Origin of the sequence: Herbaspirillum sp. RV1423 (assembly GCF_000577615.1) — a bacterium.
Taxonomy (GTDB): domain Bacteria; phylum Pseudomonadota; class Gammaproteobacteria; order Burkholderiales; family Burkholderiaceae_D; genus Herbaspirillum.
In genome coordinates this window covers 211805-235326 of sequence record NZ_CBXX010000001.1, presented here as the reverse complement: position 1 = coordinate 235326, position 23522 = coordinate 211805, and the positions used below count along the sequence as shown (strand labels likewise).

Annotated in this window: 19 protein-coding genes; 8 read left to right on the top strand and 11 right to left on the bottom strand. The window is 60.9% G+C overall.

The features are described from left to right. Window positions 1–483 precede the first annotated feature (483 nt). Both RV1423_RS01095 and hutH read left to right on the top strand, forming a co-directional pair. Entirely contained in the window at window positions 484–1767 is a 1284-nt protein-coding gene (locus RV1423_RS01095; RefSeq protein ID WP_034292171.1) for a urate hydroxylase PuuD, read from the top strand. Between the two features lie 69 nt (window positions 1768–1836). Continuing rightward, complete coding sequence (gene hutH / locus RV1423_RS01090) at window positions 1837–3471, top strand: histidine ammonia-lyase (protein ID WP_034292169.1); 1635 nt, start codon at window positions 1837–1839, stop codon at window positions 3469–3471. A gap of 388 nt (window positions 3472–3859) precedes the next feature. Here the strand turns inward: hutH and RV1423_RS01085 are convergent, their stop codons facing one another. After that, complete coding sequence (locus RV1423_RS01085; protein WP_231502008.1) at window positions 3860–4723, bottom strand: AraC family transcriptional regulator; 864 nt, start codon at window positions 4721–4723, stop codon at window positions 3860–3862. A 42-nt stretch (window positions 4724–4765) separates the two neighbouring features. Between RV1423_RS01085 and RV1423_RS29625 the strand changes: the two genes are divergently transcribed. After that, window positions 4766–4933: a hypothetical protein gene (locus tag RV1423_RS29625; protein ID WP_197034848.1), complete on the top strand. Its 168-nt coding sequence runs from the start codon at window positions 4766–4768 to the stop codon at window positions 4931–4933. Continuing rightward, window positions 4920–5894: an SDR family NAD(P)-dependent oxidoreductase gene (locus RV1423_RS01080; RefSeq protein ID WP_034292164.1), complete on the top strand. Its 975-nt coding sequence runs from the start codon at window positions 4920–4922 to the stop codon at window positions 5892–5894. The genes RV1423_RS29625 and RV1423_RS01080 overlap by 14 nt, the downstream gene beginning before the upstream one ends. Before the next feature lie 350 nt (window positions 5895–6244). Here RV1423_RS01080 and RV1423_RS01075 read toward each other — a convergent pair whose 3' ends face one another. From RV1423_RS01075 to argH, 7 genes are all read right to left on the bottom strand, one after another. Next, window positions 6245–7741 (bottom strand): deoxyribodipyrimidine photo-lyase, encoded by a 1497-nt coding sequence (locus RV1423_RS01075; protein WP_034292518.1) that lies wholly within the window; start codon window positions 7739–7741, stop codon window positions 6245–6247. Between the two features lie 110 nt (window positions 7742–7851). Beyond that, entirely contained in the window at window positions 7852–8580 is a 729-nt protein-coding gene (locus RV1423_RS01070; RefSeq protein ID WP_034292162.1) for an ABC transporter ATP-binding protein, read from the bottom strand. Continuing rightward, window positions 8577–9338: an ABC transporter ATP-binding protein gene (locus RV1423_RS01065; protein WP_034292159.1), complete on the bottom strand. Its 762-nt coding sequence runs from the start codon at window positions 9336–9338 to the stop codon at window positions 8577–8579. The genes RV1423_RS01070 and RV1423_RS01065 overlap by 4 nt, the downstream gene beginning before the upstream one ends. Beyond that, entirely contained in the window at window positions 9338–10219 is an 882-nt protein-coding gene (locus RV1423_RS01060; protein WP_231502013.1) for a branched-chain amino acid ABC transporter permease, read from the bottom strand. The genes RV1423_RS01065 and RV1423_RS01060 overlap by 1 nt, the downstream gene beginning before the upstream one ends. Window positions 10220–10232: 13 nt before the next feature. Beyond that, window positions 10233–11114: a branched-chain amino acid ABC transporter permease gene (locus tag RV1423_RS01055; protein WP_034292154.1), complete on the bottom strand. Its 882-nt coding sequence runs from the start codon at window positions 11112–11114 to the stop codon at window positions 10233–10235. A 199-nt stretch (window positions 11115–11313) separates the two neighbouring features. Next, a complete protein-coding gene (locus tag RV1423_RS01050) occupies window positions 11314–12480 on the bottom strand; it encodes an ABC transporter substrate-binding protein (protein WP_034292152.1) in 1167 nt (388 codons plus the stop codon). Between the two features lie 393 nt (window positions 12481–12873). Then, window positions 12874–14265, bottom strand: coding sequence for an argininosuccinate lyase (gene argH, locus RV1423_RS01045; RefSeq protein WP_034292150.1), 1392 nt, complete (start codon window positions 14263–14265; stop codon window positions 12874–12876). 242 nt (window positions 14266–14507) lie between these two features. Between argH and RV1423_RS01040 the strand changes: the two genes are divergently transcribed. Then, window positions 14508–15335, top strand: coding sequence for an HDOD domain-containing protein (locus tag RV1423_RS01040; RefSeq protein WP_034292148.1), 828 nt, complete (start codon window positions 14508–14510; stop codon window positions 15333–15335). A 146-nt stretch (window positions 15336–15481) separates the two neighbouring features. Here RV1423_RS01040 and RV1423_RS01035 read toward each other — a convergent pair whose 3' ends face one another. The 3 genes from RV1423_RS01035 to ppc all read right to left on the bottom strand — a co-directional run bounded on the left by RV1423_RS01035 (window position 15482) and on the right by ppc (window position 20445). Next, window positions 15482–16405 carry a dienelactone hydrolase family protein gene (locus tag RV1423_RS01035; protein ID WP_034292146.1) on the bottom strand — a complete coding sequence of 308 codons (924 nt, stop codon included), beginning with the start codon at window positions 16403–16405 and terminating at the stop codon, window positions 15482–15484. Window positions 16406–16446: 41 nt separating this feature from the next. Next, window positions 16447–17379 (bottom strand): DMT family transporter, encoded by a 933-nt coding sequence (locus RV1423_RS01030; protein WP_034292144.1) that lies wholly within the window; start codon window positions 17377–17379, stop codon window positions 16447–16449. Window positions 17380–17532: 153 nt separating this feature from the next. Beyond that, window positions 17533–20445, bottom strand: a complete 2913-nt coding sequence (gene ppc, locus RV1423_RS01025) for a phosphoenolpyruvate carboxylase (protein ID WP_034292516.1) — start codon at window positions 20443–20445, stop codon at window positions 17533–17535. Window positions 20446–20610: 165 nt separating this feature from the next. Here ppc and hemC point away from each other — a divergent pair, with 165 nt between their 5' ends. The 3 genes from hemC to RV1423_RS01010 are packed head-to-tail and all read left to right on the top strand — an operon-like array spanning window position 20611 to window position 23515. Then, window positions 20611–21555: a hydroxymethylbilane synthase gene (hemC, locus tag RV1423_RS01020; RefSeq protein ID WP_034292143.1), complete on the top strand. Its 945-nt coding sequence runs from the start codon at window positions 20611–20613 to the stop codon at window positions 21553–21555. Between the two features lie 38 nt (window positions 21556–21593). Continuing rightward, the gene (locus tag RV1423_RS01015; RefSeq protein WP_034292142.1) at window positions 21594–22376 is read left to right on the top strand and encodes a uroporphyrinogen-III synthase; all 783 of its coding nucleotides are present in this window, start codon (window positions 21594–21596) and stop codon (window positions 22374–22376) included. Then, on the top strand, window positions 22373–23515 hold the full coding sequence (locus RV1423_RS01010) for a uroporphyrinogen-III C-methyltransferase (RefSeq protein WP_034292141.1): 1143 nt from the start codon (window positions 22373–22375) through the stop codon (window positions 23513–23515). Before RV1423_RS01015 ends, RV1423_RS01010 begins: the two co-directional genes overlap by 4 nt. Window positions 23516–23522: the final 7 nt, after the last annotated feature.

The window sequence follows — 23522 nt, the reverse complement described above, 5'->3', positions numbered from 1 at the left end:
GGTTTGCGGGGCGGGCGTTCATGCAAGGCGCTGAACAGCCTTCTTACCTGTCGAGGACGGCCACACGATGCTGGATGTCGTGAATTCTTCCCTGACCCTTATTTGTCAGGACAGGAAAATTCCGACGCAACGCGGTCATTGTTGTATATGAATATGCGTATGTCAAATATAAGCTGATCGCAATGTTTTACAGGCCCGACGCGTTTATCGTTCCAGCATTCCGATTACTCCGTCTGCGGACAGATGGCGGTTGCGGAAATCATTGTAGTAAAAATAACAGACGGCAATCGCCGTCGGGGTCGTCGCGGCAGCAGGTAACGAGGGTTTGCGCAAGGGCGGGAGACGCCTTGCGCAAGTCTTCTTATTTATCCGGAGGAGGTGTTTCACATCGCTTCCCGATCGACCGTTTTGTGATTCATGAGGTCCGGCCTCGCTCATCTGAAGCGCCCGCAGCGGCAGGTGGGGAACAAACGTGGGGAAGACATGGAAGCATTGTTCGTATCGTATGGCCTCGAGTGGGCGAATCTGCTGGTGCGCTGGCTGCATCTGATCACCGGGATTGCGTGGATCGGCGCATCGTTTTATTTCGTCTGGCTGGACAACTCCATCCGTCCGCCGAAGCCGGGCAGCGACCTGGCCAAAAAAGGCGTGTCCGGCGAACTCTGGGCAGTGCATGGCGGCGGTTTCTACAATCCGCAGAAGTACCTCGTCGCGCCTGCCGAACTGCCGGAAGAACTGCACTGGTTCAAGTGGGAAGCCTATGCCACCTGGATCAGCGGTTTTGCGATGCTGTTTATCGTCTATTACTTCAACGCTTCGGCCATGATGGTCGACAAGTCGATTGCCGACCTTTCCGGCCTGCAAGCGGTCGGCGTCGGCCTCGGTACGCTGGCGTTCGGCTGGATCGTCTACGACCTGTTGTGCAAATCTCCGCTGGGCAAGCGCGACGGCCTGCTCGGCCTGGTCATGTTCCTTTTTATCGTCGCCGTGGCCTATGTGCTGACGCATCTGCTGAGCGGCCGCGCCGCCTACATCCACGTCGGCGGGATGATCGGCACCATCATGGTCGGCAACGTGCTGATGGTGATCATCCCCGGCCAGCGCAAGCTGGTGGAAGCCATGAAGGAAGGCAAGTCGCCCGATCCGATCTACGGCAAGAGGGGCAAGCAGCGCAGCGTGCACAACAACTATTTCACGCTGCCTGTCCTGTTCATCATGATCAGCAATCACTACGCGATGACCTACACCCACGCGTATAGCTGGTTGGTGCTGGCGGCGATCATGGCGGCCGGCGTGCTGATCCGTCACTTCTTCAATTTGCGCCATGCCGGCAAGGTGTCGATCGGTTTCCCGATTGCCGGTTGCGTGCTGTTGCTGGGCGTGGCGATTGCGATTGCGCCGAAACCGCTACCCAGGATTGCTCCGGCGCCTGCGCCGGTTGCATCGGCAGATGCGGCAGGTGTAACGGCGAATACCTCGGCAACTGTACCTGTTGCCGCAGCGGCAAGCGGCGTAGACTTTGCCCGCGTGCAGGAAGTGATCACGCAGCGTTGCGCCGGCTGCCACTCGGCGCAGCCGACCCAGGCGGGATTCGCCACCGCGCCCGCGGGCATGCTGCTGCAAACGCCTGAATTGATCCGCCAGCATGCCGCCAAGGTGTATCAGCGCGCGGTCCAGACCAGGGACATGCCGCTGGCCAACATGACGCACATGACCGACGAAGAGCGCGCGCTGATCGGCGCCTGGTTCGAAGCCGGTGCGAAGTAAATCGATCTCGCGACAACAAATATAATGGGGAGCGCCCGCTCAGGCCTCTTCCACCGACAAGGAATTTTCATGACCACCATCACCATCGACGGCTTCAACCTCAGCGCGCAGCAAGTCCTCAGCGTTGCGCGCGCGCAGAACGGCGTTTACGCCAAGGTAGCGCTGGTCGATGCATCGCGCGCCGCGCTGAAGCACAGCCGCGACTACATCGAATCGACCTGGATGCACGACGAAGCGCCCATGATGTACAGCTTCAACACCGGCGTCGGCTTGCTCAAGGACACCCGCATCAGGGTCGAGCACATCGAACTGTTCCAGACCCAGTTGATCAAGGCCCACAGCGCCGGCATCGGCGAACCGTTCCCGGAAGAAGTCAGCCGCGCCACCATGCTGCTGCGCGCCAATGCCTTCGCCAGCAATTACTCGGCCCCGCGCGTGGAAGTGGTGGACCGCCTGCTGGCCTTCATCAATGCAGGCATCCATCCGATCATGCCGCAGAAGGGTTCCGTCGGCGCTTCCGGCGATCTGGCGCCGCTGGCTTATCTGGCCGCCGCCATTGTCGGTTTCGACGAAGCCGAAGTGATGTATCAGGGCAAGCGCATGAGCGCGCCGGAAGCGATTGCCAAAGCCGATATCGGCCCCGTCAGATTCGATCTCAAGGCCAAGGATGCTTCGGCGCTGATCAACGGCTGCACGGCGTCGCTGGCCGTGGCGGTGCTGGCCGCGTACGATTCGCGCAACCTGCTGACTGACGCCTGCCTGTCGCTGGGTCTGACGCTGGAAGCGATGCGCGCCGACATGTCGGCCTTCGATCCGCGCATCCAGCAGGCGCGCCCGCATGCCGGCCAGATCAAGACCGCCGAAGTGGTGCGCGCCTTGTTGAAAGGCTCGACTCGCACCACGCACGAAGCGCGTGCGGTGCAACTGCCGGACGAGCTGCGCCGCACCGACATTCCGTATACCGCGCGCATCCAGGATGTCTATTCCTTGCGCTGCGCGCCGCAAGTGTATGGTCCGGTGTTCGACGCGCTCGATTACATCGACACCATCGTCGACAAGGAAATCAACTCCGCCACCGACAATCCCTTGATTTTCGACAAGGAAGGCGGCGGTTTCGAGATCATCTCCGGGGGCAACTTCCACGGCCAGTATCTGGCGCAGGCAATGGACTTGCTGGCCATGACCATCACTGACCTCGGCAGCATTTGCGAGCGCCGCATCGCGCGCCTGATCGACCCGACCCTGTCGTGGGGTTTGCCGCGCAACCTGATGAGCGGCGTGCGCGGCGTCAACACCGGTTATCCGGTGGTGCAGTGCTCGATGAGTTCGCTGGTGATGGAAAACCGCACTTTGTCCATGCCGGGCAGCGTCGACAGCATCCCGTCCAAGGGCAACAGCGAAGATCACATCTCCAACTCGACCTGGTGCGCGCGCAAGGCCGCCACCGTGGTCGCCAACACGCAATACATCGTCGGTGTGGAAATGCTGCTGGCGGCGCAGGCGCTGACCATGACGGAAGAATTGTTGAAGGATTTCGTGCTGGGCGAGGGGACGCAGGCGGCTTATGAGGAAATCCGCAGGCAGATTCCGGCTTGCCTGGATGGCGATCGCTGGTTCCACAACGATATCCAGGTGGCGCATTCCTTTATTACCAGCGGGTCGGTGCGGGAGGCTGTTGTCGGTCGTATCGGCAAATTTGTTTGATTTTGTTTTTGTTGTTGCGTTGAGAAAAGAGCAGCTTCGGCTGCTCTTTTTTTAGGCTGTTTCGACTGCCGTTTTTAGGTAGCTTGGGTTGCTCATTCTTCGATCAACCCTTCGCCGGGGGTAGCCCGGCAGCTACTCACTTTTCTTGTCTCGCCAAGAAAAGTAAGCAAAAGAAGGCGACCGCGGGATCCAGGTCCTTCGGACTTCCCGGTGCTGCGAAGCAAAAAATGGGAGGGGAAACAAACTCGCTACGCTCAGACAAGTTTCCCCTCTTTTCCATTTTTCGCATCGCATCACCGGCTGGCTCCAAGCGGAACGGCCTGACTGGCTCGCTTCGCATCGCCAAGGCAGGGCGGTGGCTTGACGGCCAATTGGTATCGTTGTTTCTTCAAATCACAATGCTGGAGACATCGCTGATATTTTCCCGCAGTTGCGAGGCGTCCTGTTTTGGCGGGCGGCCGAAGAGCCGGGAGTATTCGCGGCTGAATTGCGAGGGGCTTTCGTAGCCGACGGCATAGGCGGTGCGGGTGGCGTCGACGTCGGAGGCCAACAGTCGTCGCGCAGCCTGGAGCCTCAGCGTCTTTTGATACTGCAATGGACTTGTCGATGTCGCTGCACGGAAATGGCGGTTGAATGAGGCGACGCTCATCCCGGCGATGTCCGCTACTGTTTCGATGGGAAACGATTCGTCGAAATGATGGCGCATCCAGTCGATGGCTCTTCTGATTTGCGTCAGCTTGCCTTCCTTTCGACCTATTTGCCGCAGTAAGGGGCCATGCGGGCTCTGCAGCAAGCGATATAACAATTCACGCTCTCTTGACGCGGCGAGGATGGGAATGTCGCTCGGCGTGTCCAGCAGCGCCAACAGGTGGTCCCAAGCTTCAAGCACGTCGCGGGACACTGTTTCCACGTTGAAACCCAGCGTTTCCTTTCTTGATCGCTCTTCGGGCATATCGGCAATCAGCGAGGCGAACAGCGCATGGTCGAGTGTCAGGCCGGTGCCGATGTAGGGCTTGTCGCCGTCCATCTCGAAGATGCAGCAGGTCGTCGGTAATTCGATCAACGAGGCGAAGCACCCGCCCGCGCTGTAACGCAGCATGGTCTTGCCGACCATCATCTGCTTGGCGCCCTGAAGAATAAGGCAGACACCGGCGCTCACCGCCATGATGGTCGGTTCCGATTGACGAAAAGCCCCGATGGCCAGCCGCGGAATCGCGCTCTCCAATTGCTTTTCGCTCTCGTGACGCAACACCCTGCGGCACATCTGATCAAGTAAGTCTTGCATGAATCCAGTGTGACAGGACTTTCAGGTGAGATCAATAAAATGAGCGGATCAGGCAAGATTTTGCGCAATTTTGGTGAAAGTAAGCACGTGGGGGCGAGTATCTTAGGCAAGACCGGGCAAGCATCACCTGCCCATTTCCAAACAACAGGAGAAGGTTTTGACCATGAAGAATTTTGATGCGACATCGACCACCGATGAGGTGTTGAACGGTATGGACCTGCGAGGAAAACGCGCTTTTATTACAGGCGTCTCGGCAGGGCTCGGCGTGGAAACCGCCCGCGCCCTCGTAGCGCACGGAGCGGACGTCATCGGCACGGTGCGCGATCTCGACAAGGCGCATGGCGCCACCAAAGTCGTGCGCGATGCGGCGGGACAAAGCGGCGGTTCTTTCGAGATCGTCAGCATGGACCTGGCCGACCTGGCATCGGTGCGCGTGGTCAGCGATGCGATGGTTGCTGCGCAAAAGCCATTTGATCTGGTGGTTGCCAACGCCGGTGTCATGGCGACGCCGTTCGGCAAGACCAAGGATGGTTTCGAACTCCAGTTCGGCACCAACGTGTTGGGTCATTACGTGCTGATCAACCGTCTCGCGCCACTGATGCGCGAGGGCGGGCGAGTGATCGTGCTGTCATCCAACGGCCACCGATTTGCCGACATTGATCTCAACGATCCGAACTTTGAACACACTCCTTACGATCCATGGGTTGCCTACGGCCGCTCCAAAACCGGGGATGCGCTGCTGGCGGTTGCATTCGACGCGCGTCATCGCCATCGCGGCGTGCGCGCGGCAAGCATCCATCCTGGCGTCATTCAGACCGAACTGATCCGTCATATGGAACCGGAAGCCTTCCAGGCGGCGTTCACGGCGATGAACGAGCAACATCTGGCGCTGGGGAATCCGCCGTTTGAAGTGAAGACTCCGGCGCAAGGGGCAGCAACAACGATCTGGGCGGGTATCGTCGCTGACGCTGAAACAATCGGTGGCCGCTATTGCGAGGATTGTCATGTCGGATCAATTCTGGCGGACGACGCAATTGTCAGTGCGTTCAGCGTCGGGGTACGTCCGTTCGCAATTGATCCAGCGCGTGCCGATGCGCTCTGGAAAAAAGCGGGAGAACTGGTGGGCGAACGATTTTAAAATCTGATTGCAGGTAACCAATCACGATGCCGCAGGCGAGTCATCCTTGGCGAGGCGTAGCAAGCCAGTCTGGAAGTCCGCTTGAGAGTAGCCGGTGTCGGCAGGCACAAATCGGAAAAAGAAGGGAAATTTGTTTGAGCGAAGCGAGTTTATTTCTCTTCCCGATTTGTGCCTGCCGACACCGGGAACCCCCGAAGGGGGCTGCGAACCGCGGTCGCCTTTCTTTGCTTACTTTCTTTGGCGAGACAAAGAAAGTGAGTAGCTGCCGGGCTACCCCCGGCGAAGGGTTGATCGAAGAAAGAACGGAATTAATCACCTAAAGACGGATGTCGGAACAACACATCAAAAAATCAATCCTCATCCCCCAAATCCTTCTTCACCACCGCGTACCTCAACAAGGTCCTCTTCCTCGCCTCCGCATGATCCACCATCGGTTCCGGATAATCCTTCCCGATCTTCACCCCCGCCGCCTTCAGCAAATCCGCCGGACACAACCAGGGCGCATGGATATGCTTGTCCGGCAAACCGGCCAGTTGCGGCAAATACCTCCGGATGAACTTCCCCTCGGCATCAAACTTTTCCGACTGCGTGATCGGATTGAAAATACGGAAATACGGCTGCGCATCGCAGCCTGAAGACGACGCCCACTGCCAGCCGCCATTGTTGGCCGACAGATCGAAGTCGTTGAGCAGATCGGCAAAATACTTCTCGCCCCAGCGCCAGTCTATCCCCAGATCCTTGGTCAGGAAACTCGCCGTCACCATGCGCAGGCGATTGTGCATGTAGCCGGTCTGATTCAACTGCAGCATGGCCGCATCGACCAGCGGATAGCCGGTTCGTCCCTCGCACCACTTCGCAAACATCTCGCGCGCATGCTTGCCGCCTTCCCATTGGATCGCGTCGTAGTCAGCCTTGAAGGAGCGCTCCGTCACGCGCGGGTGGTGGAACAGAATCATGAAATAGAAATCGCGCCACACCAGCTCCGACAGCCATACCGGCGCACCGCGGCGGCCTTCGCCGATGCGCATGGCATCGACCGCGGCGCGCGCCAATGTACGGATCGAGATCGTGCCGAAGCGCAGATGCACCGACAGATACGACGGTCCTTTGACGGCGGGGAAGTCGCGCGTGTCGCCGTACTTGCCCAGACGCGGGAGGAAGTCTTCCAGCAATTGCGCAGCGCCGGCCATGCCGGCCGGGATGCGCAAGTCCTTGAGATTGGTCGGCAGGAATCCGAGATCTTCCAGCGTCGGTAACGCGCGATGATGTTTCTTAGACGGTGGGGCAAGTTGCGCGAAATAGGCGTCCACCGGATAAGGCTTGAGATAGAAGTCGCCGCCGGGACCGGACAATTTGTTCATCCAGGCATTTTTGTAAGGCGTGAAGACCGAAAAAGGGCGGCCGATCTGCGACAGCACTTCATCCTTCTCGAAGATAACCTGATCCTTGTACGTCAGCAATTGGCGGCCGTCTTGTTCGAGTTGCTTCTTCACGGCGGCGTCGCGCTTGATGGCCTGCGGTTCGTAATCGTGATTGGCGAAGACGGCGTCGACGCCAAGCTCCGCCGCCAGCGCAGGAATGTCTTGTTGCGCCGAGGCGTGGCGCACGATCAGCGCGCCGCCGGCCTCGCGCAGCGCGGCGTCGAGTTCGGCGATGCAGGCCACGATGAACTCGATGCGACGATCGGCTTGCAGGCCGTCGGCGAGCAGCGCGTCGAGGATGTCGCGGTCGTAGACGAAAACGCAATGCACTTGTCGGCTTTGCTTCAGCGCGTAATACAGCGCGGCATGGTCGGCCATGCGCAGGTCGCGGCGAAACCAGACCAGAGAGCTGTCGAAAGTCGGCATGGCGAACATGGTTGGTGGTAATAATTCCTGATGGTAAAGCATCCTCTGCCGGCACAAACAAAAACAGCGACGCAAGGCCGCTGTTCCTGATCGCGACAAGCATGCGACGATCAGCCGCCCAGATAGGCTTCGACTACTTTCGGGTTGTGCAGCAGGTTGGCGCCGGTGTCTTCCAGCACGATCTTGCCGGTTTCAAGCACGTAGCCGCGTTGCGCGATGCGCAGCGCCTGGCGCACGTTCTGTTCGACCAGCAGGACCGTCATGCCGGTCTTGTTGATCTCTTGCACGATACGGAAGATTTCCTGGATGATCAGCGGCGCCAGGCCCATCGACGGTTCGTCCAGCAGCAGCACCTTGGGCTTGGCCATCAGCGCGCGGCCGATGGCGAGCATTTGCTGTTCGCCGCCGGACAGGTTGCCGGCCAGGCCCTTGGCGCGTTGCTTCAATACCGGGAACAGCGAGTAGACCCATTCCAGGTCGCCGGCCACCGCCGCCTTGTCCTTGCGCGTATAGGCGCCCAGCGCGAGGTTTTCTTCGATGGTCAGCGTGGTCAGCGTGGCGCGGCCTTCGGCGACTTGCACCACGCCGCTGCCGACGATGCGGTGCGGCGACAGTTGTGTGAGGTCCTTGCCATTGAACAGCACCTTGCCGCGCGTCGCCTTGACGAGGCCGGAGATGGCCAGCAGCGAGGTGCTCTTGCCGGCGCCGTTGGCGCCGACCAGCGCGGTGATTTCGCCTTCGTTGAGGGTCAGGCTGATGCCTTTGACTGCTTCGATATGGCCGTAGGAAACCGCCAGGTCCTGGACTTGCAGAATTTCTTTGGGGACGGTCTGGCTCATGCTTCTTCCTTGCCGAGGTAGGCTTCGATCACTTCCTGGTTGTTCTTGATCTCATCGGGTGTGCCTTCGGCGATGATCTTGCCGAAGTTGAGCACGGCGACGCGGTCGCACAGGCCCATCACGAAACGCATGTCGTGCTCGATCATGAAGATCGAGAAGCCGCGCTGCTTGATGTTGATGATTTCGGCCATGAGCTCGGTTTTCTCCGCCGGGTTCATGCCGGCCACCGGTTCGTCGAGCAGCAGCAGCTTGGGTTTGGTCGCCAGCGCGCGGGCGAATTCCAGCTTGCGCTGTTCGCCGTAGGACAGACTGTCGGCCAGCATGTCGGCCTTGTGGTCCAGGCGCACCCAGGACAGCAGCTCCAGCGCGCGTTCGCGGGCTTCCTTCTCGATCTTGCGGAACGAGCCGAGGTTCAGCAGCAGGCTGCCGAAGCCGTAATCGAGATGATCGTGCATGCCGACCACGACGTTTTCCAGCAGGGTCATTTCCTTGAACACGCGGATGTTCTGGAAGGTGCGCGCGATGCCGCGTTCGGTGATCTTGTGCGGGGCGACGTTGCCGATGTCCTGGCCGTCGAACACGATGTTGCCGGACGAGGCGCGCAACAGGCCGGTGATCAGGTTGAACACGGTGGTCTTGCCGGCGCCGTTGGGGCCGATCAGGCCGAAGATGCCGCCTTCGGGCACATGGAACTGGACGCCTTGCAGGACTTGCAAGCCGCCGAAGTTTTTACTGATCTGGTTGAATTGCAATAACATCAGTTCACCTTCTTGCTTGCGGAGTTGTTGCTGGTGCGGCGTTGCATGAATGCGCGGATGCGGCGCGGATCCCAGATGCCCTTGGGCAGATACAGCACGACGAGGATCAGGATCAGGCCGTTTGCGGCCAGGCGGAAGTCCTTGAAATGGCGCAGTACTTCCGGCAGCAGCGACAGGATGGTCGAGCCGATCATCGGGCCGATCAGGTTGCTGGTGCCGCCGAACACGGCCATGGTCAGGATGTCCACGGCGTTTTCGAAACCGTAGTTGTTGGGACCGATGGTGAAGGTGTAGTGCGCATTCAAGGCGCCGGCGACGCCGGCAATGGCTGCGCCGATGACGAAGGCCAGCAGCTTGTAGCCGGCGACGTTGACGCCCATCAGGCGGGCGGCGATCTCGTCTTCCTTGATCGCTTCAAATGCGCGGCCGATCTTGGAACGGCGCACGCGTGCCAGGAAATACACGGTCACGCCCAGCAACAGCACGATGTGCCACCACTCGGTGAGCGGCGGCACGCCGTTCAGGCCCATCGGACCGCCGGTGACTTCCAGGTTCAGCACGATCACGCGCACCACTTCGCCGAAGCCCAGCGTGGCCATCGCGAGGTAGACCCCGGACAGGCGCAACGTCGGGATGCCGATCACCAGCGCCACCAGCGCCGGCAGCACGCCGCCGGCAACGAGCGCGACCGGGAAGGGCAGCCCGGCCTGCATGGTTATCAGGGAGGCGACGTAGGCGCCGATCCCCATGAATGCTGCGTTGGCCAGCGACAGCAGGCCGCACGACAGCGTGACGTAGATTGACAGGGCCAGCATGGCGTTGACGCCGACGCTGAAGATGACGGTGTTGTACGTCGCCCAGAATCCATCCCACCATTCCATCATATTCATGGGATTAAGCCTTTCTTTCCAGCACTTTGCCGAACATGCCGGAGGGCTTGACCAACAAAATCAAAAACAGGAGACCGAACGCGACCGCATCGCGGAAGTCGCTCGAAATGTAAGCCACCGTCAGCACCTCGGCAAAGCCCAGGAACAGGCCGCCGATCATGGCGCCGCGAATGTCGCCCATGCCGCCCAGGATGATGACGGCGATGCCCTTGTGCAGCATCGGCTGGCCCATGAACGGCGAGATGGCGTTGAACGACAGGCCGACCAGCACGCCGGCTGCGCCGCCCAGGGCCGCCGCTGCGAACGAGGTCAGGTAGAACAGGCCTTCGACGTTGATGCCCAGCAGGTAAGCCGCTTTCGGCGACTCGGCGATGGCGCGCAGCGCGCGGCCCAGTTGCGTGCGGCGCATCACGGCCAGCAGCACGATCATCAGTACGAAGGCGATGACGACGATGCCGACCTGCACGGCGGTGACGTGCAGGCTGCCGATGGTGACGCTGTCTTCGGGAATGGTGCCGACCGGGAAGCGCTTGTTCTCGGCGCCGAACAGGCCCTGTGCCAGGTTGGTCAGCATGATCGCCACGCCGATGGTGGCGATCATGGGAATCAGGTGGGGGGCGTTGCGGCGGCGCAGCGGTTTCAATACCAGGAAGTCGACGATCAGGCCGATCAGGCCGGTGGCGACCATGGCGGCGAGCATCGCCAGCCAAAGCGGCAGCGACAGTTGCTCGACCAGCAGCAGGGCCGCATAGCTGCCCAGCATGAAGATCGCGCCGTGCGACAGGTTGATGACGCCGAGCACGCCGAACACCAGCGTGAAGCCCAGCGCAAAGAGCGCATAGACGCTGCCGAGCGAAAGAGCGTTGATAAGTTGTTGTTCTAACATAGGACCTGCGAATAGTGATGAGGTCGCCTTCGTCTCATCTGCCGTCCGGGCAAACGGGCAGGTTGGCGATGTACCCTCGTTACATCAGAAAAGCGGCTTTTGGCGAGCCTGTTCTTTTTCGCGATTGGGTGAAACGGATGGAACAAAAAGACTCCGGTAAAAATACCGGAGTCTTGGGGCTTGCCCTTGCCGTCGAAACTTACTTCAACAGAACGAACTTGCCGCCCTTGGCGATGTTGACGATGGCTTCCTGCTGCGCATCGAAACCGACCTGCTTGCCGGTGACAGGCGGGGCAGGACGGAAGGCGAACTTGCCGGTCGCGCCGTCGATCTTGACGCCGGGCAGGGCTTGACGCAGGGCGTCGCGGTCCTTGTCCAGGGCGCCGGTCAGCTTGACGTTCTTGAGCGCTTCGGCAACGACGTGCAGCGCATCATAGGCTTGTGCGGCGAACTGGTCGGGATCGGAACCGAACTTGGCTTTGTACGCGGCGATGAACGCCTTGTTGGCCGGAGTCAGGTTTTCCGCCGACCATGGGCTGCCCATCAGGGTGTTGTCGCCGGCGTCCTTGGCGATTTCAAACAGCTTCGGCGAGTTCAGGCCGTTGCCGCCGATGAATGGCTGCTTCATGCCCAGGGCGCGGGTTTGCAGGATGATGTTGGCGGCTTCTTCGGCCAGGCAGGAGCAGACGATGGCGTCGGGGTTGCCGGCCTTGATCTTGGTCAGTTGCGCCTTGAAGTCGACGTCGCCCTTGGCGTAGGCTTCGGTCGTGGTGACCGGGATTTTTTGCTGTTCCAGCGTGGCCTTGAAGACGTCGTAACCGGACTTGGTGAACGCGTCGTCATTACCGTAGATCACGGCGACCTTCTTGATGCTGAAATGCTTGACGGCGGCTTTCACGGTCACTGGCAGCACGTCGGCTTCCATGACGGAGTTGCGGAACGTGAACGGGCCCATGGCGGTGATGCCGTCGGCGGTGTTGCTGGTGCCGAACGCGACGACCTTGGCGGCGTTGGCGATCGGGTCAGCGGCGAAAGCCGAGTTGGACAGGGTCGGGCCGAAGACCATCAGCACCTTGTCCTGGAAAATCAGTTTTTTGAAGACGTTGATGGCTTCTTCCTTCTTGCCTTGCTCGTCTTCCGGGATCAGGACCAGTTTGTTGCCATTGACGCCGCCCTTGGCGTTGACTTCGTCTGTGGCCAGCGTAAAGCCGTTCTTGATGGCGACGCCGTATTTGGCGGCAGGGCCGGTCAGAGCGGCGGCCAGGCCCAGCTTGATGTCGGCGGCCAGTGCGGCATTCGCCAGGGTGGCGCCCAGCAACAGCGCGGGCAGGGTCTTTAAAGCGGTATTAAGCACGTTGAATCGCATCGAGTTCTCTCCTTGGTTAGATATTCTTATAGAGGATGACGCGAAATATTGACCCGGGGATACCGGTGTAGAAGGTCTTTGATAAAACCTCCCTATTTTGCTCCATCCTCTTTAGGCCGTCGTGCAGCCTTTGGGATACAACCGGTCAAGAATACCGTAAACCGGTTTAAACACACTGCTGCGCTGCAACCGGATAAGCTGCCTCGCAACAGTCTGCAAACTCCGCCGAGGCGGAGGCGACACAGATGACAGATGTGATGCTGGCCTGTCCTGAAACAGGCCGGTCCTGCTGATTACCTCGCACTGCTACTTTTGGCACAGACTCAGTACAGCGTGAATCCGGGTCGCTTTGGCTGTTCGGATCCGGCTGGTATTTCTTTATTTCTCTATTCTTTACAGCGACTTGCGCACTTCCGCGATAGCCAGACGCACTTGATTGGGCGCCGTGCCGCCGATATGGTCGCGCGCAGCCACCGAGCCCTCCAGCGTCAATACGCCGAAGATGTCGTTCTCGATCAGCGGCGAAAACGCGCGCAGCTCGTCCAGCGTCAGGTCGGACAGATCGCAATTGCGGTCGACGCAACTGCGCACGGCGCGGGCGACCGCTTCGTGGGCGTCGCGGAACGGCAGGCCCTTCTTGACCAGATAGTCGGCCAGGTCGGTGGCGGTGGCGTAGCCTTGCAGCGCGGCGGCGCGCATGGCTTCCGGCTTGACGGTGATGCCGCGCGCCATGTCGGCGAAAATGCGCAGCGTATCGGTCAGCGTGTCGACGGTATCGAACAGCGGTTCCTTGTCTTCCTGGTTGTCCTTGTTGTAGGCCAGCGGCTGGCCTTTCATCAGGGTCAGCAGGGCGATCAGGTGGCCGTTGACGCGGCCGGTCTTGCCGCGCGCCAGTTCGGGGACGTCGGGGTTTTTCTTTTGCGGCATGATCGACGAACCGGTGCAGAAGCGGTCGGCGATGTCGATGAAGCCGACGCGCGGGCTCATCCAGATCACCAGTTCTTCGGACATGCGTGAAATGTGGGTCATCACCAGCGCGGCGGCAGCGCAGAATTCGATCGCGAAGTCGCGGTCGGAGACGGCGTCGAGCGAGTTGCGGCAGACGTCGTCGAAGCCCAGCGTCTTGGCCACGCGCAGGCGGTCGATCGGGAAGGTCGTGCCGGCCAGCGCGGCCGCGCCCAGCGGCAGGCGGTTGACGCGTTTGCGGGCATCGGCCATGCGCTCTGCGTCGCGGCCGAACATTTCAACATAAGCGAGGATGTGGTGGCCGAAAGTGATCGGCTGCGCCACCTGCATGTGGGTGAAGCCGGGCAGGATGGTATCGGCGTGCTGTTCGGCCAGATCGACCAGCGCCGCGCGCAGGTCGCGCAGCAGGCCGCTGATGTCGTCGATGGCGGCACGCATGTACAGGCGGATGTCGGTCGCGACCTGGTCGTTGCGCGAACGGCCGGTGTGCAGGCGCTTGCCGGCGTCGCCGACCAGTTCGGTCAGGCGTTTTTCGATGTTCAGGTGGACGTCTTCGAGGTCGAGCAGCCATTCGAACTTGCCGGCGTCGATTTCGCCCTTGATCTGCGCCATGCCGCGCTGGATGTCGGCATGGTCCTGGGCGCTGATGATTTGCTGATGCGCCAGCATCTCGGCATGGGCAAGCGAGCCTTCGATGTCGAACTGCGCCAGGCGCTTGTCGAAAAAGACAGAGGCGGTATAGCGTTTCACCAGATCGGAAACGGGTTCGGAAAAGCGAGCCGACCAGGCTTCGCCTTTTTTCGATAATTGTGCAGTCATATTCGGGTCCCGGAGAATTGGCGATTATAGCAAGCCGATGGCAATTGAGCCACGCTGCGGCGCTTCCGGGCACAATTTCTCTGCCAGTCAACAGGGAGTTTTCTGCGTGGTATGGATGCCGACTACGACTGGTCATGGCATAAAAAACATTGCACTCTTGTCAAATCTTGAAGATACTCAAATCGCGTTTCATAAATCTGATTTTCGAATTCGTTGCGCTGAACTTATCGGGGAGAGGTCTCATGAATTTTGAAGCATTGTTTCAGCAGCAAGCGGCGTTGCCCAGCATTCCCAAAGTGGTGCAGGAGGTCATCGAGAGCTTCAACAACGACAACGTCTCGATCGAGGACATTGCAAAGAAATTGAGCGCCGACCAGGTGCTGAGCGCCAAGTTGCTGCGTCTGGCGAACTCTTCCTATTACCATGTCTCGCGCAGCATCGGCACCGTTGACGATGCCGTGCTGATGCTGGGCTTCATGACGGTACGCACACTGGTGGTCAGCACCGGCCTGACCGGCAGCTTCAAGTCGATGTCCGGCGTGGATCTCAAACTGTTCTGGCGCTACAGCCTGCACACCGCGATCGTCGCCAAGTGGCTGGCGAAGAAGCTGCAGCTCAATTCCGACCTGGCGTTCACCGTCGGCCTGATGCATGCCATCGGCCAGTTGGTCATGCATGCGGCCATGCCGGAGCAAACCTTGCAGATCGACAAGATTGCCAGCACCATCGACGCCCGCCGCCTGGATGTGGAACATACGTCGTTCGGCTACGACTTTTCGGACGTGGGTGCCGAACTGGCCCGGCGCTGGCGTTTCCCCGAGGAATTTTCCAACGCCATCAAGGCGTTCCCGACACCGCTGGAAGCAGAACCGTTCAACAAGATTGCCGCCGTGATCCATATCGCCGCCTGGCGCGCTCGCTCGGAAGAGAACGGATATTCCCGCGAGGAAATGGAGTCGACTTTCCCGGATGACGTCGCCGCCAGGCTCGGCGTGAAACCGTCCGTGTTGCTGGACGACTTGCCGCCGCTGGCCGAATTGGGCGCGGGGATGGAGGAACTGATTTCCTGATCGGTTCCTGCGGGAAATGGGAGTAAGGGAGCGGCAGTGGGGAGCGCATCGCGGTCGGCGCAGTCGGCCGTTTGAGGCAGGATAAACAAAAAAGCGGAAGAGGCTTGCGCCCGATCCGCTTTTTTCATAGGGGGGCGGAAATCGCTTCAGTCTCCCAGTTTTTCCTTCAGGAACTTCAGCATCTCGCGATATGCCTCGACCCGCGCATCGGCGTTGCCGCCGCTGGTGACGCCCGCGCCGGGCTTGCCGACGCCGGGGATGTCCATGCGCACATGCATGGGCATGCCTGGCGCATCGAAGTCGTGATAGGTGTCGGGATAGAGACGCAGCGTGATCGGCGTGTCGCTGTCCTGCATTTTCTTTTCCAGCGATTCGCAGGCTTCGGGCGGCGTCCAGTCGTCGTTTTCTCCCATCAGGATCAGCATCGGCGCGGCCGGCTTGTAGGGCGTGCGGTTCTTGGCGTACGAGGAGCAGCTCGGGTAGAACGCCACCGCCGCCTTGGGCTGCACCTTGCGTACGGCGACATCGGTCTGCGCCAGGTTCATTGCCGCCAGGATGGTGGTAGCGCCGTGCGACCAGCCGACCATGCCGATGCGCGCGTAGTCGACGTCATCCTGCATCGCCAGCCAGCGCAGGGCGACCTGCACGTCGAGGCGGCGATTGGCGCTGCTGATTTCGCGCTGCTGCAGGCTTTCCTGGCAGATCGAGCGGCGGCCGCGCGGCGTGAAGCTGTCCGGGAACAGCACGTTGTAGCCGGCATCGGTCAGCGCGCGCGCCATGGCGATGTGGCGCGGCGTGAATTCGATTTTTTCCTTGCCGACGCTGCTATAGAGGCCGCCGCAGCCATGCATGGCGATGATGGTCGGTTTTTTTTCGGCCTTGCCTTTGCCCTTGAACCAGAAGCCGAACAGGGCGGTTGCTTTGCCGCCCGGCATGTCGATGCTGGTCAGCGATACGCGCTGGGTGTGCAAAGGCGGCAACGGCGGCGGCGTCTTCGGGGCCGGCGCGGCGACGAGGTGTCCGCATAGCCCTGCGAGGCAGAGCGATGCGATGATTTTTCGGATACCCATGATGAACTTCCCCTAGTTGTGTTTGCTGCCGCGCGTCGGATTCAGGCCGACGTCGGCTTATCGATTCTGTCTTGTGATTTTGCCACCATTTTGGTGGCAGCCGGCTCAAGCACCAGCAACAATGCCGCCCCGATCAATATGCCCCCCGCGGCATGGGCCCAGGACAATTGTTCTTGCAAAAACATCCATCCCCACAAGACCCCGAACAGCGGAATCAAAAAGGTGACGGTTAACGACTTGACTGGTCCTATATCGGCAATAAGCCGGAAAAATAAAATATAGGCCAGCGCAGAACAAACAAACCCCAATGCCAGCAAAGCAAGCCATATACCAGCACTGCCATGCAGCGAACCGCCACGCAAACCTGCCGTGGCCGCAAAAAACGGCAACAATAGCGTAACCGCGCCCAACTGGCTGCCAAACGCCACCAGTTTGCTGTCCAGGCCGCCGCGATCGGTAATCCAGCGCTTGGTGAGAAACCCGGCCAGGCCGTAGCAGGCGGTGGCCAGCAAACACGCCGATGCACTCAAAACGGTCGCCGCGTCGAAGGCCAGCGGTCCGGTCCTTGTCAGGACGGCAACGCCGGTCAGGCCGAGCGCGACGCCCGCAAGTTTACGGCCCGTCAGTTTGTCACCGAAAAATAACGCGCCGATGACCACACCCATGAGCGGCGTCGTTGCATTCAGGATGGCCGAATAACCTGCCGGTAGCACTTTCGCCGCCAGGCTGTACAACGCGAACGGAATGCCCGAATTGATTGCACCCAGCATCATTGCGGCGCCGAGCTTGCCCCGGAAGCGCCATTTCACGCGTAGCGCCGCCAGGATCAGCACCAAGCCCGCGGCGCCGAAGAGCACCCGGAAAAAGGCCGTGTTGATCGCGCCCAGTTCCGGCACCACGATGCGCATGAACAGAAAACTGGCCCCCCAGATGGCGGACAGTGCGAGCAGGCGGAGCAGGTCGGCGGGTTTCATGATGGTTCCGGTAACAGAGGCGCCGTCATCTTATGTGATCGATGATGCGTCGGCGCGTCGAAACTTGCTATCGTGTTTTTCCTGATTGCAGCAATCGGGCCGGCATGCATCGGGCGGGGCGTCGATGCATGCCGGAATTGCATTGGCCGCGTATCAGCCGGTATTGCGCAGGCCCGCTGCGATGCCGTTGATGGTCAGGTGGATGCCGCGCTGCACGCGTTCTTCGACTTTCTTGCCGGCCGCCGCGGTGCTGCGGTGGCGCCTGATGAGTTCGACCTGCAAGTGGTTCAGCGGATCGAGGTAGGCGAAGCGGTTCTTGATCGAGCGCGCCAGCAGCGGATTACCGGCCAGGCGCTCCTTGTTGCCGGTGATCGAGCCGAGCAACTGGCTGGCGCGTTCATGTTCGCCCAGGATGCGGCCGAAAATCGCGTTGCGCAGCTTGCGGTCTGCGACCAGCCCGGCGTAGCGCGAGGCCACCGCGAGATCGGTCTTGGACAGCACCATATCCATGTTCGACAGCAAGGCGGCGAAGAACGGCCATTCCCTGTACATCGCGCGCAGCGTGGCGAGCCGTTTGGCCTGCTCCTTGCTGCCGCCTTCCTGCAGCCATTCCGACACGGCGCTGCCGAAGCCGTACCAGCCGGGGAACAGCAAACGGCATTGGCCCCATGAAAAGCCCCACGGAATTGCGCGCAGGTCTTCGATGCGGCGCGTCGATTTGCGCGAAGCGGGGCGTGAGCCGATGTTGAGTTCGGCGATCTCGGCGATCGGCGTCGAGGCGAAAAAGTAGTCGGTGAAGCCGGGCGTTTCATAGACCAGATTGCGGTAGGCCTGATAGGCGCGTTCCGACAAATCTTCCATCACGCGTTCGAACTCGGCCAGCTTGCGGGTTTCTTTCGCATCTGTGGTCTCCGGCATCAGGCTGGCTTCCAGCGTCGCGGCGACCAGCAGTTCAAGATTACGGCGGCCGATCTCCGGATTGGAGAACTTGGAGGCGATGATCTCGCCCTGCTCGGTCAGGCGGATCTGGCCGTTGACCGTACCCGGCGGCTGCGCCAGGATGGCCTGGTAGCTCGGTCCGCCGCCACGGCCGACGGTGCCGCCGCGGCCATGGAACAGACGCAGCTTGACGCCGGCGCGGTTGAACAGTTCGACCAGACGGTTCTCCGATTTGTACAGTTCCCAGTTAGAGGTGAGGAAGCCGCCGTCCTTGTTGGAATCTGAATAGCCGAGCATGACTTCCTGCAGCTTGCCTTGCCGGGCGACCAGCGGCGCTACCTGCGGCAGAGACAGCCATTGCTCCATGATGTCGGCGGCGCAGCGCAGGTCGGGGATGGTTTCGAACAGCGGGATGACCATCAGTTCGAGTTCGATCAGCTTGCCGGGATCCCTGGCGTCGGCGTGCAGCAGGCCGGTTTCCTTTTGCAGCAAAAGGACTTCCAGCAGGTCGGACACGGTCTCGGTGTGCGAGATGATGTAGTTGCGGATGGCGCGCGCGCCGTAGCGCTGGCGGATTTCGCGTGCGGTGCGCAGGATGGTCAGTTCGGAATTGGTTTCGTCCGAATAGTTCAGGTAGGGCGAATACAGCAGGCGCGGGCTGGACAGTTCGGTCAGCAGCAGCGCGACCTTCTTGTCTTCGTCCAGGCTCGCATAGGACGGCTCGACCTGGGCGCTGGCGAACAGTTCGCCGAGCACGCGCTCGTGCACGTCCGAGCTTTGGCGCATGTCCAGCGTGGCCAGGTGGAAGCCGAAAATTTCGATCGAACGCTTCAGCACCGCCAGGCGCGGCTTGACCAGCGCGCCGCCGTGGTTGGCGTTGAGCGAGTCGACCAGCACCTGCAGTTCCCGGATGCATTCCTCCGGGCTGGCGTAATGGGCGGCGGCGCCGACTTCCTGGCGCAGGATGTTGACCACGCCGAGCGAGCGCGCCGTCGCGGCCAGGCGCGCATACACGCCGATCAGCGCGCGGCGGTAGGGTTCGTCGGCGCGATGGTCTGAGTTGTCCGGCGAAGCGTCGGCCAGCGCCAGCAGTTCCGCGCTGGCGTCGACCATCAGCGTCGAGATCGACAGCTCGGCGCCGAGCGCATGGACTTCGTCGAGGTAGAAATCAAAGATCGTGGTCGACTGGCGTTGCAGCGCGCGCTGCATGGTGCCGGCGTTGACGTTGGGGTTGCCGTCGCGGTCGCCGCCGATCCAGCTTCCCATTTGGACGAAGGGCGTCAATTCGGCCGGCGCAGGGCTATTTCCCGCACGCGTGCGTGTACGCGAGGGGAACTGGACGTTGATTTCTTCTTCGATGTCGTCATACAGCGCCGGCAGTTCGCGCAGGAAGGTGATGCGGTAGTAGGACAGCGCGTTTTCGATTTCATCGGCGACGGTCAGCTTGGTATAGCGCAGCATGCGGGTTTGCCACAGCGTGGCGATGCGCGCGCGCAGCAGTTCGGTGTTGTCGCGCAATTCCTTGGGCGTGAGCGGATTGTCGCGCAGCGCCAGCAGGCGGGCGATTTCGCGTTCAGCGTCGAGGATGCTCTTGCGTTGTACTTCGGTCGGATGGGCGGTCAGCACCGGCGAGATCAGCGATTCGGAAAGGAAATTGCGCACGGTGTTGCCCGACACGCCTGCATTGTCCAGGCGCGACAGCGCGTAGGCCACGCTGCCCGGCTGCGGCGCCGAGCCGGCCAGCAAGTGCGCGCGACGGCGGCGGTTATGGTGCTGGTCTTCGGCGATGTTGGCGAGATGCGAGAAGTAGGAAAACGCGCGCACCACCGAGTTGGTCTGGTCGCGCGTCAGCTTCTTGAGCAGCTTGTCAAGTTCGGCGCCGGCCTTGGCGTCGGACTCGCGGCGAAAGCGCACGGCGGTCTGGCGGATGGTTTCCACCACTTCGAAGACGGTGTCGCCTTCCTGATGGCGCAGCACTTCGCCGAGCAGACGGCCGAGCAGGCGGATGTCTTCTTTCAGCGGAGCGTCTTTGTCGGTGGAAGTTTTGGCGATGCGCTTATCGACGGATTTATCGGAACGGCCAGGGGAAGAACGAGCAGGGGTTTTGGTTTGTGATTTGGTTGCCATGATCAACAATTGCTACGGTTTTCAGAGGAGAAAGTCGGGCGTGCAGGTCGAACGGTCAGTGGTGCTGCGTGCTAGAATCTGGCTCACTTGTTTGCCTCACTTTTTTTATCGTTTTATGCGCCGGGCGCCTTCACAGGCGACTCGGCGGCTACCGGAAGAGCCGTCTTGAAAGAATTTCCTCCCACCAAGCTGGTCATCGCTTCGCGCGAAAGCCGCCTCGCCATGTGGCAAGCCGAGCATGTACGCGACCGGTTAGCGGCATTATATCCGCAGTGCAGCATAACCATCCTCGGAATGACCACGCGCGGCGATCAGATTCTCGACCGCACCTTGTCCAAGGTCGGCGGCAAGGGACTGTTCGTGAAGGAACTCGAAGTCGCAATGGCGGAGGGCCGTGCCGATTTCGCGGTGCACTCGCTCAAGGATGTGCCGATGGAATTGCCGGAGGGTTTTGTGCTGGCCAGCGTGCTGGAGCGCGAAGACCCGCGCGACGCGTTCGTCTCCAACGACTACGCTTCGCTGGATCAACTGCCGCCGGGCGCCGTCGTCGGCACCAGCAGCCTGCGCCGCCAGGCGCTGATTGCGGCGCGTTATCCGCAACTCGAGATCAAGCCCTTGCGCGGAAATCTCGACACCCGTCTCGGCAAACTCGATCGCGGCGAATATGCCGCCATCATTCTTGCGGCTGCCGGTTTGAAGCGCCTGGGTGTGCCGCAACGCATCCGCGCCTTCGTCGAGCCGGAACAAAGCCTGCCGGCACCGGGGCAGGGCGCGATGGCGATCGAAATACTGGCCGGCCGCGCCGATCTGCAACGCGTGCTGGCGCCGCTGAACCACGAGGCGACGGCGCGCGCCGTCGCCGCCGAGCGCACCTTGTCGCGCACCTTCGGCGGCAGTTGCCAGATTCCGCTGGCGGCATTTGCCACTGTCGAAGGCGAACGCATGCACATGCGCGCCATGGTGGCGACACCCGACGGCAAGCGCATCGCCGCGGCCGAGGCCAGCGGTGCCGCCGATGCGCCGCAAGCGCTAGGCCGGCAAGTGGCGGATTTGCTGCAAGCGCAGGGCGCCGATGCGATCCTCGCGGCATGTAAGGCGGAGTCGGAATAAGCGGCTTCTTTTCACCCATTATTTCTGGAGGGCGAGCCATGGCGGACTTCGGTTCCAGGCCAGTAGTCGTGACGCGTCCCCTGGCGCAGGCCCGGCTGTTTGCAGAACTGGTCGTCGCCATCGGGCGCGAACCGGTGGTTTTTCCTCTTCTGGAAATCGCGCCGGCGCCGGACGACGGCGAACTGAAAGACGTCTTGTCTGCGCTCGAACGTTATGCAATGGTGGTGTTCGTCAGTCCGAACGCCATCGATGCCGCGTTCCATTTCATCGGCCGATGGCCGCAGGATGTTGCCATCGGTATTGTGGGCGAGGGCAGCCGGCTGGCCTTGCAGCGCCATGGCATCAACCAGGACAACGCCCGCATTTTCGCGCCGCACAACAGTGAGCGCATGGATTCCGAGGAATTGTTCAAGGCGCTCGACCTCGACAATCTGCGCGGCAAGCGCGTGCTGATCGTGCGCGGCCAGGCCGGACGCGATTTCCTCACAGACATGCTGCGCGCCGAAGAAGTCGACGTCGAATGCCTCACCGCCTACCGGCGCCGGCAACCGCAAATGGATGCTGCACGGACAAGACAATTGCGCGCATTGCTGGACGTCGACAGCGAATGGATCGTGACCAGTTCGGAAGCGCTGCGGAACCTGCTGCAAATCACGGCGGATACCTTGGGAGAACAGTGTGTGGTAAAACTGCAACGTAAGAAAATGATCGTTTCGCACCCGAGGATCGCTGAAACAGCGCAATTGCTGGGTTTCTCTTGCGTGACCCTGACCGGATCAGGCGACGAACGTCTGATTGCCGCGTTACAATCCCGACCATGAATGAACTGCAATCCTCCCCCGAACAGAACCAGCCGGACGCAAAAGCGGATGCCGGACTGCAGGCGAGCACGGTGCTTCCTGCCTTCACCCCGTCGGATAGCGGCGTGCTGAAAAAGCGCCTGCGACTGTTGACCGTCCTTGTTGCGATCCTCGCCATCGTCCTGGTGGCGCAGTGGTGGGCGTCGCATGTCGAGATTCGCGGCTTGCGCGAAGAGGTGGCGCGCCGCCTGCAAAGCGGCGATGCAGCCAATACGGAAGTCAAGAGCGTGCTCAAGACGGTCCAGGAAAGCACCAAGGAATTGCAGGCCAAGGTCAGCGTGCTCGACAGCAAGCAGGCCGAGTCGCAAAGCCAGCAACTGGCGCTGGAGCAGCTCTATCAGGATCTTTCCAAGAACCGCGACGACTGGGCTTTGTCGGAAATCGAAGAGGTCTTGTCCACCGCCAGCCAGCAACTGGAACTGGCCGGCAACGTTCAGGGCGCGCTGATCGCCCTGCAAAATGCGGACAAGAGCCTGTCGCGTTCCGATAAGCCGCAATTCATTGCCATCCGCCGCGCCATCGCGCGCGACCAGGATCGCCTGAAAGCCTTGCCGACCGTCGACGTGCCGGGCATCGCCGTGCGTCTGGACAGCGTCATCGGCCAGATCGACGGCATGCCTTTGCTGTCCGACGAAAAACCGGTGGTGTCCGTGACCCAACCCAAGAAACCGTCGGTGCATGCGACGCCGAAGACTGCCGGTGGTGCGCCGGCCAGCGACTGGGTGGCCAATGCGCAGGACAAATGGCAAAGCATCAGCGCCGAAATGTGGACCGAGCTGAAGCAACTGGTGCGCATCCGCAGCGTCGATACGCCGGACGCCTTGTTGCTGTCGCCGACCCAGGCATACTACGCCCGCGAAAACCTCAAGCTGCGTTTGCTCAACGCGCGTCTGGCGCTGTTGTCGCGCAACGAGTTCGCTTTCCGTAACGACCTGAATGCCGCCCAGGACACCATCGCCAAATACTTCGACACGCGCGCCAAGCAAGTGCAAACCACGCAGGCGTTGTTGAAGCAAGTCCAGGGCAGCAACCTGTCGATCCAGATGCCGACGCTCAGCGAGAGCATCAACGCGGTGCGCAATTACAAGAGCCGGCGTTAATCAAAGC

Excerpts from the sequence above, each read along its gene's own strand:
- hutH (WP_034292169.1), top strand. The coding sequence starts at position 1,837 with ATGACCACCATCACCATCGACGGCTTCAACCTCAGCGCGCAGCAAGTC.
- RV1423_RS01030 (WP_034292144.1), bottom strand. The coding sequence starts at position 17,379 with ATGAAACCCGCCGACCTGCTCCGCCTGCTCGCACTGTCCGCCATCTGG.
- RV1423_RS01035 (WP_034292146.1), bottom strand. The coding sequence starts at position 16,405 with ATGGGTATCCGAAAAATCATCGCATCGCTCTGCCTCGCAGGGCTATGC.
- RV1423_RS01015 (WP_034292142.1), top strand. The coding sequence starts at position 21,594 with ATGGCGGACTTCGGTTCCAGGCCAGTAGTCGTGACGCGTCCCCTGGCG.
- RV1423_RS01010 (WP_034292141.1), top strand. The coding sequence starts at position 22,373 with ATGAATGAACTGCAATCCTCCCCCGAACAGAACCAGCCGGACGCAAAA.
- RV1423_RS01050 (WP_034292152.1), bottom strand. The coding sequence starts at position 12,480 with ATGCGATTCAACGTGCTTAATACCGCTTTAAAGACCCTGCCCGCGCTG.
- RV1423_RS01095 (WP_034292171.1), top strand. The coding sequence starts at position 484 with ATGGAAGCATTGTTCGTATCGTATGGCCTCGAGTGGGCGAATCTGCTG.
- RV1423_RS01055 (WP_034292154.1), bottom strand. The coding sequence starts at position 11,114 with ATGTTAGAACAACAACTTATCAACGCTCTTTCGCTCGGCAGCGTCTAT.
- RV1423_RS01060 (WP_231502013.1), bottom strand. The coding sequence starts at position 10,219 with ATGGAATGGTGGGATGGATTCTGGGCGACGTACAACACCGTCATCTTC.
- ppc (WP_034292516.1), bottom strand. The coding sequence starts at position 20,445 with ATGGCAACCAAATCACAAACCAAAACCCCTGCTCGTTCTTCCCCTGGC.
- RV1423_RS01080 (WP_034292164.1), top strand. The coding sequence starts at position 4,920 with ATGAAGAATTTTGATGCGACATCGACCACCGATGAGGTGTTGAACGGT.
- RV1423_RS01075 (WP_034292518.1), bottom strand. The coding sequence starts at position 7,741 with ATGCCGACTTTCGACAGCTCTCTGGTCTGGTTTCGCCGCGACCTGCGC.
- RV1423_RS01065 (WP_034292159.1), bottom strand. The coding sequence starts at position 9,338 with ATGTTATTGCAATTCAACCAGATCAGTAAAAACTTCGGCGGCTTGCAA.
- argH (WP_034292150.1), bottom strand. The coding sequence starts at position 14,265 with ATGACTGCACAATTATCGAAAAAAGGCGAAGCCTGGTCGGCTCGCTTT.
- RV1423_RS01040 (WP_034292148.1), top strand. The coding sequence starts at position 14,508 with ATGAATTTTGAAGCATTGTTTCAGCAGCAAGCGGCGTTGCCCAGCATT.
- RV1423_RS01070 (WP_034292162.1), bottom strand. The coding sequence starts at position 8,580 with ATGAGCCAGACCGTCCCCAAAGAAATTCTGCAAGTCCAGGACCTGGCG.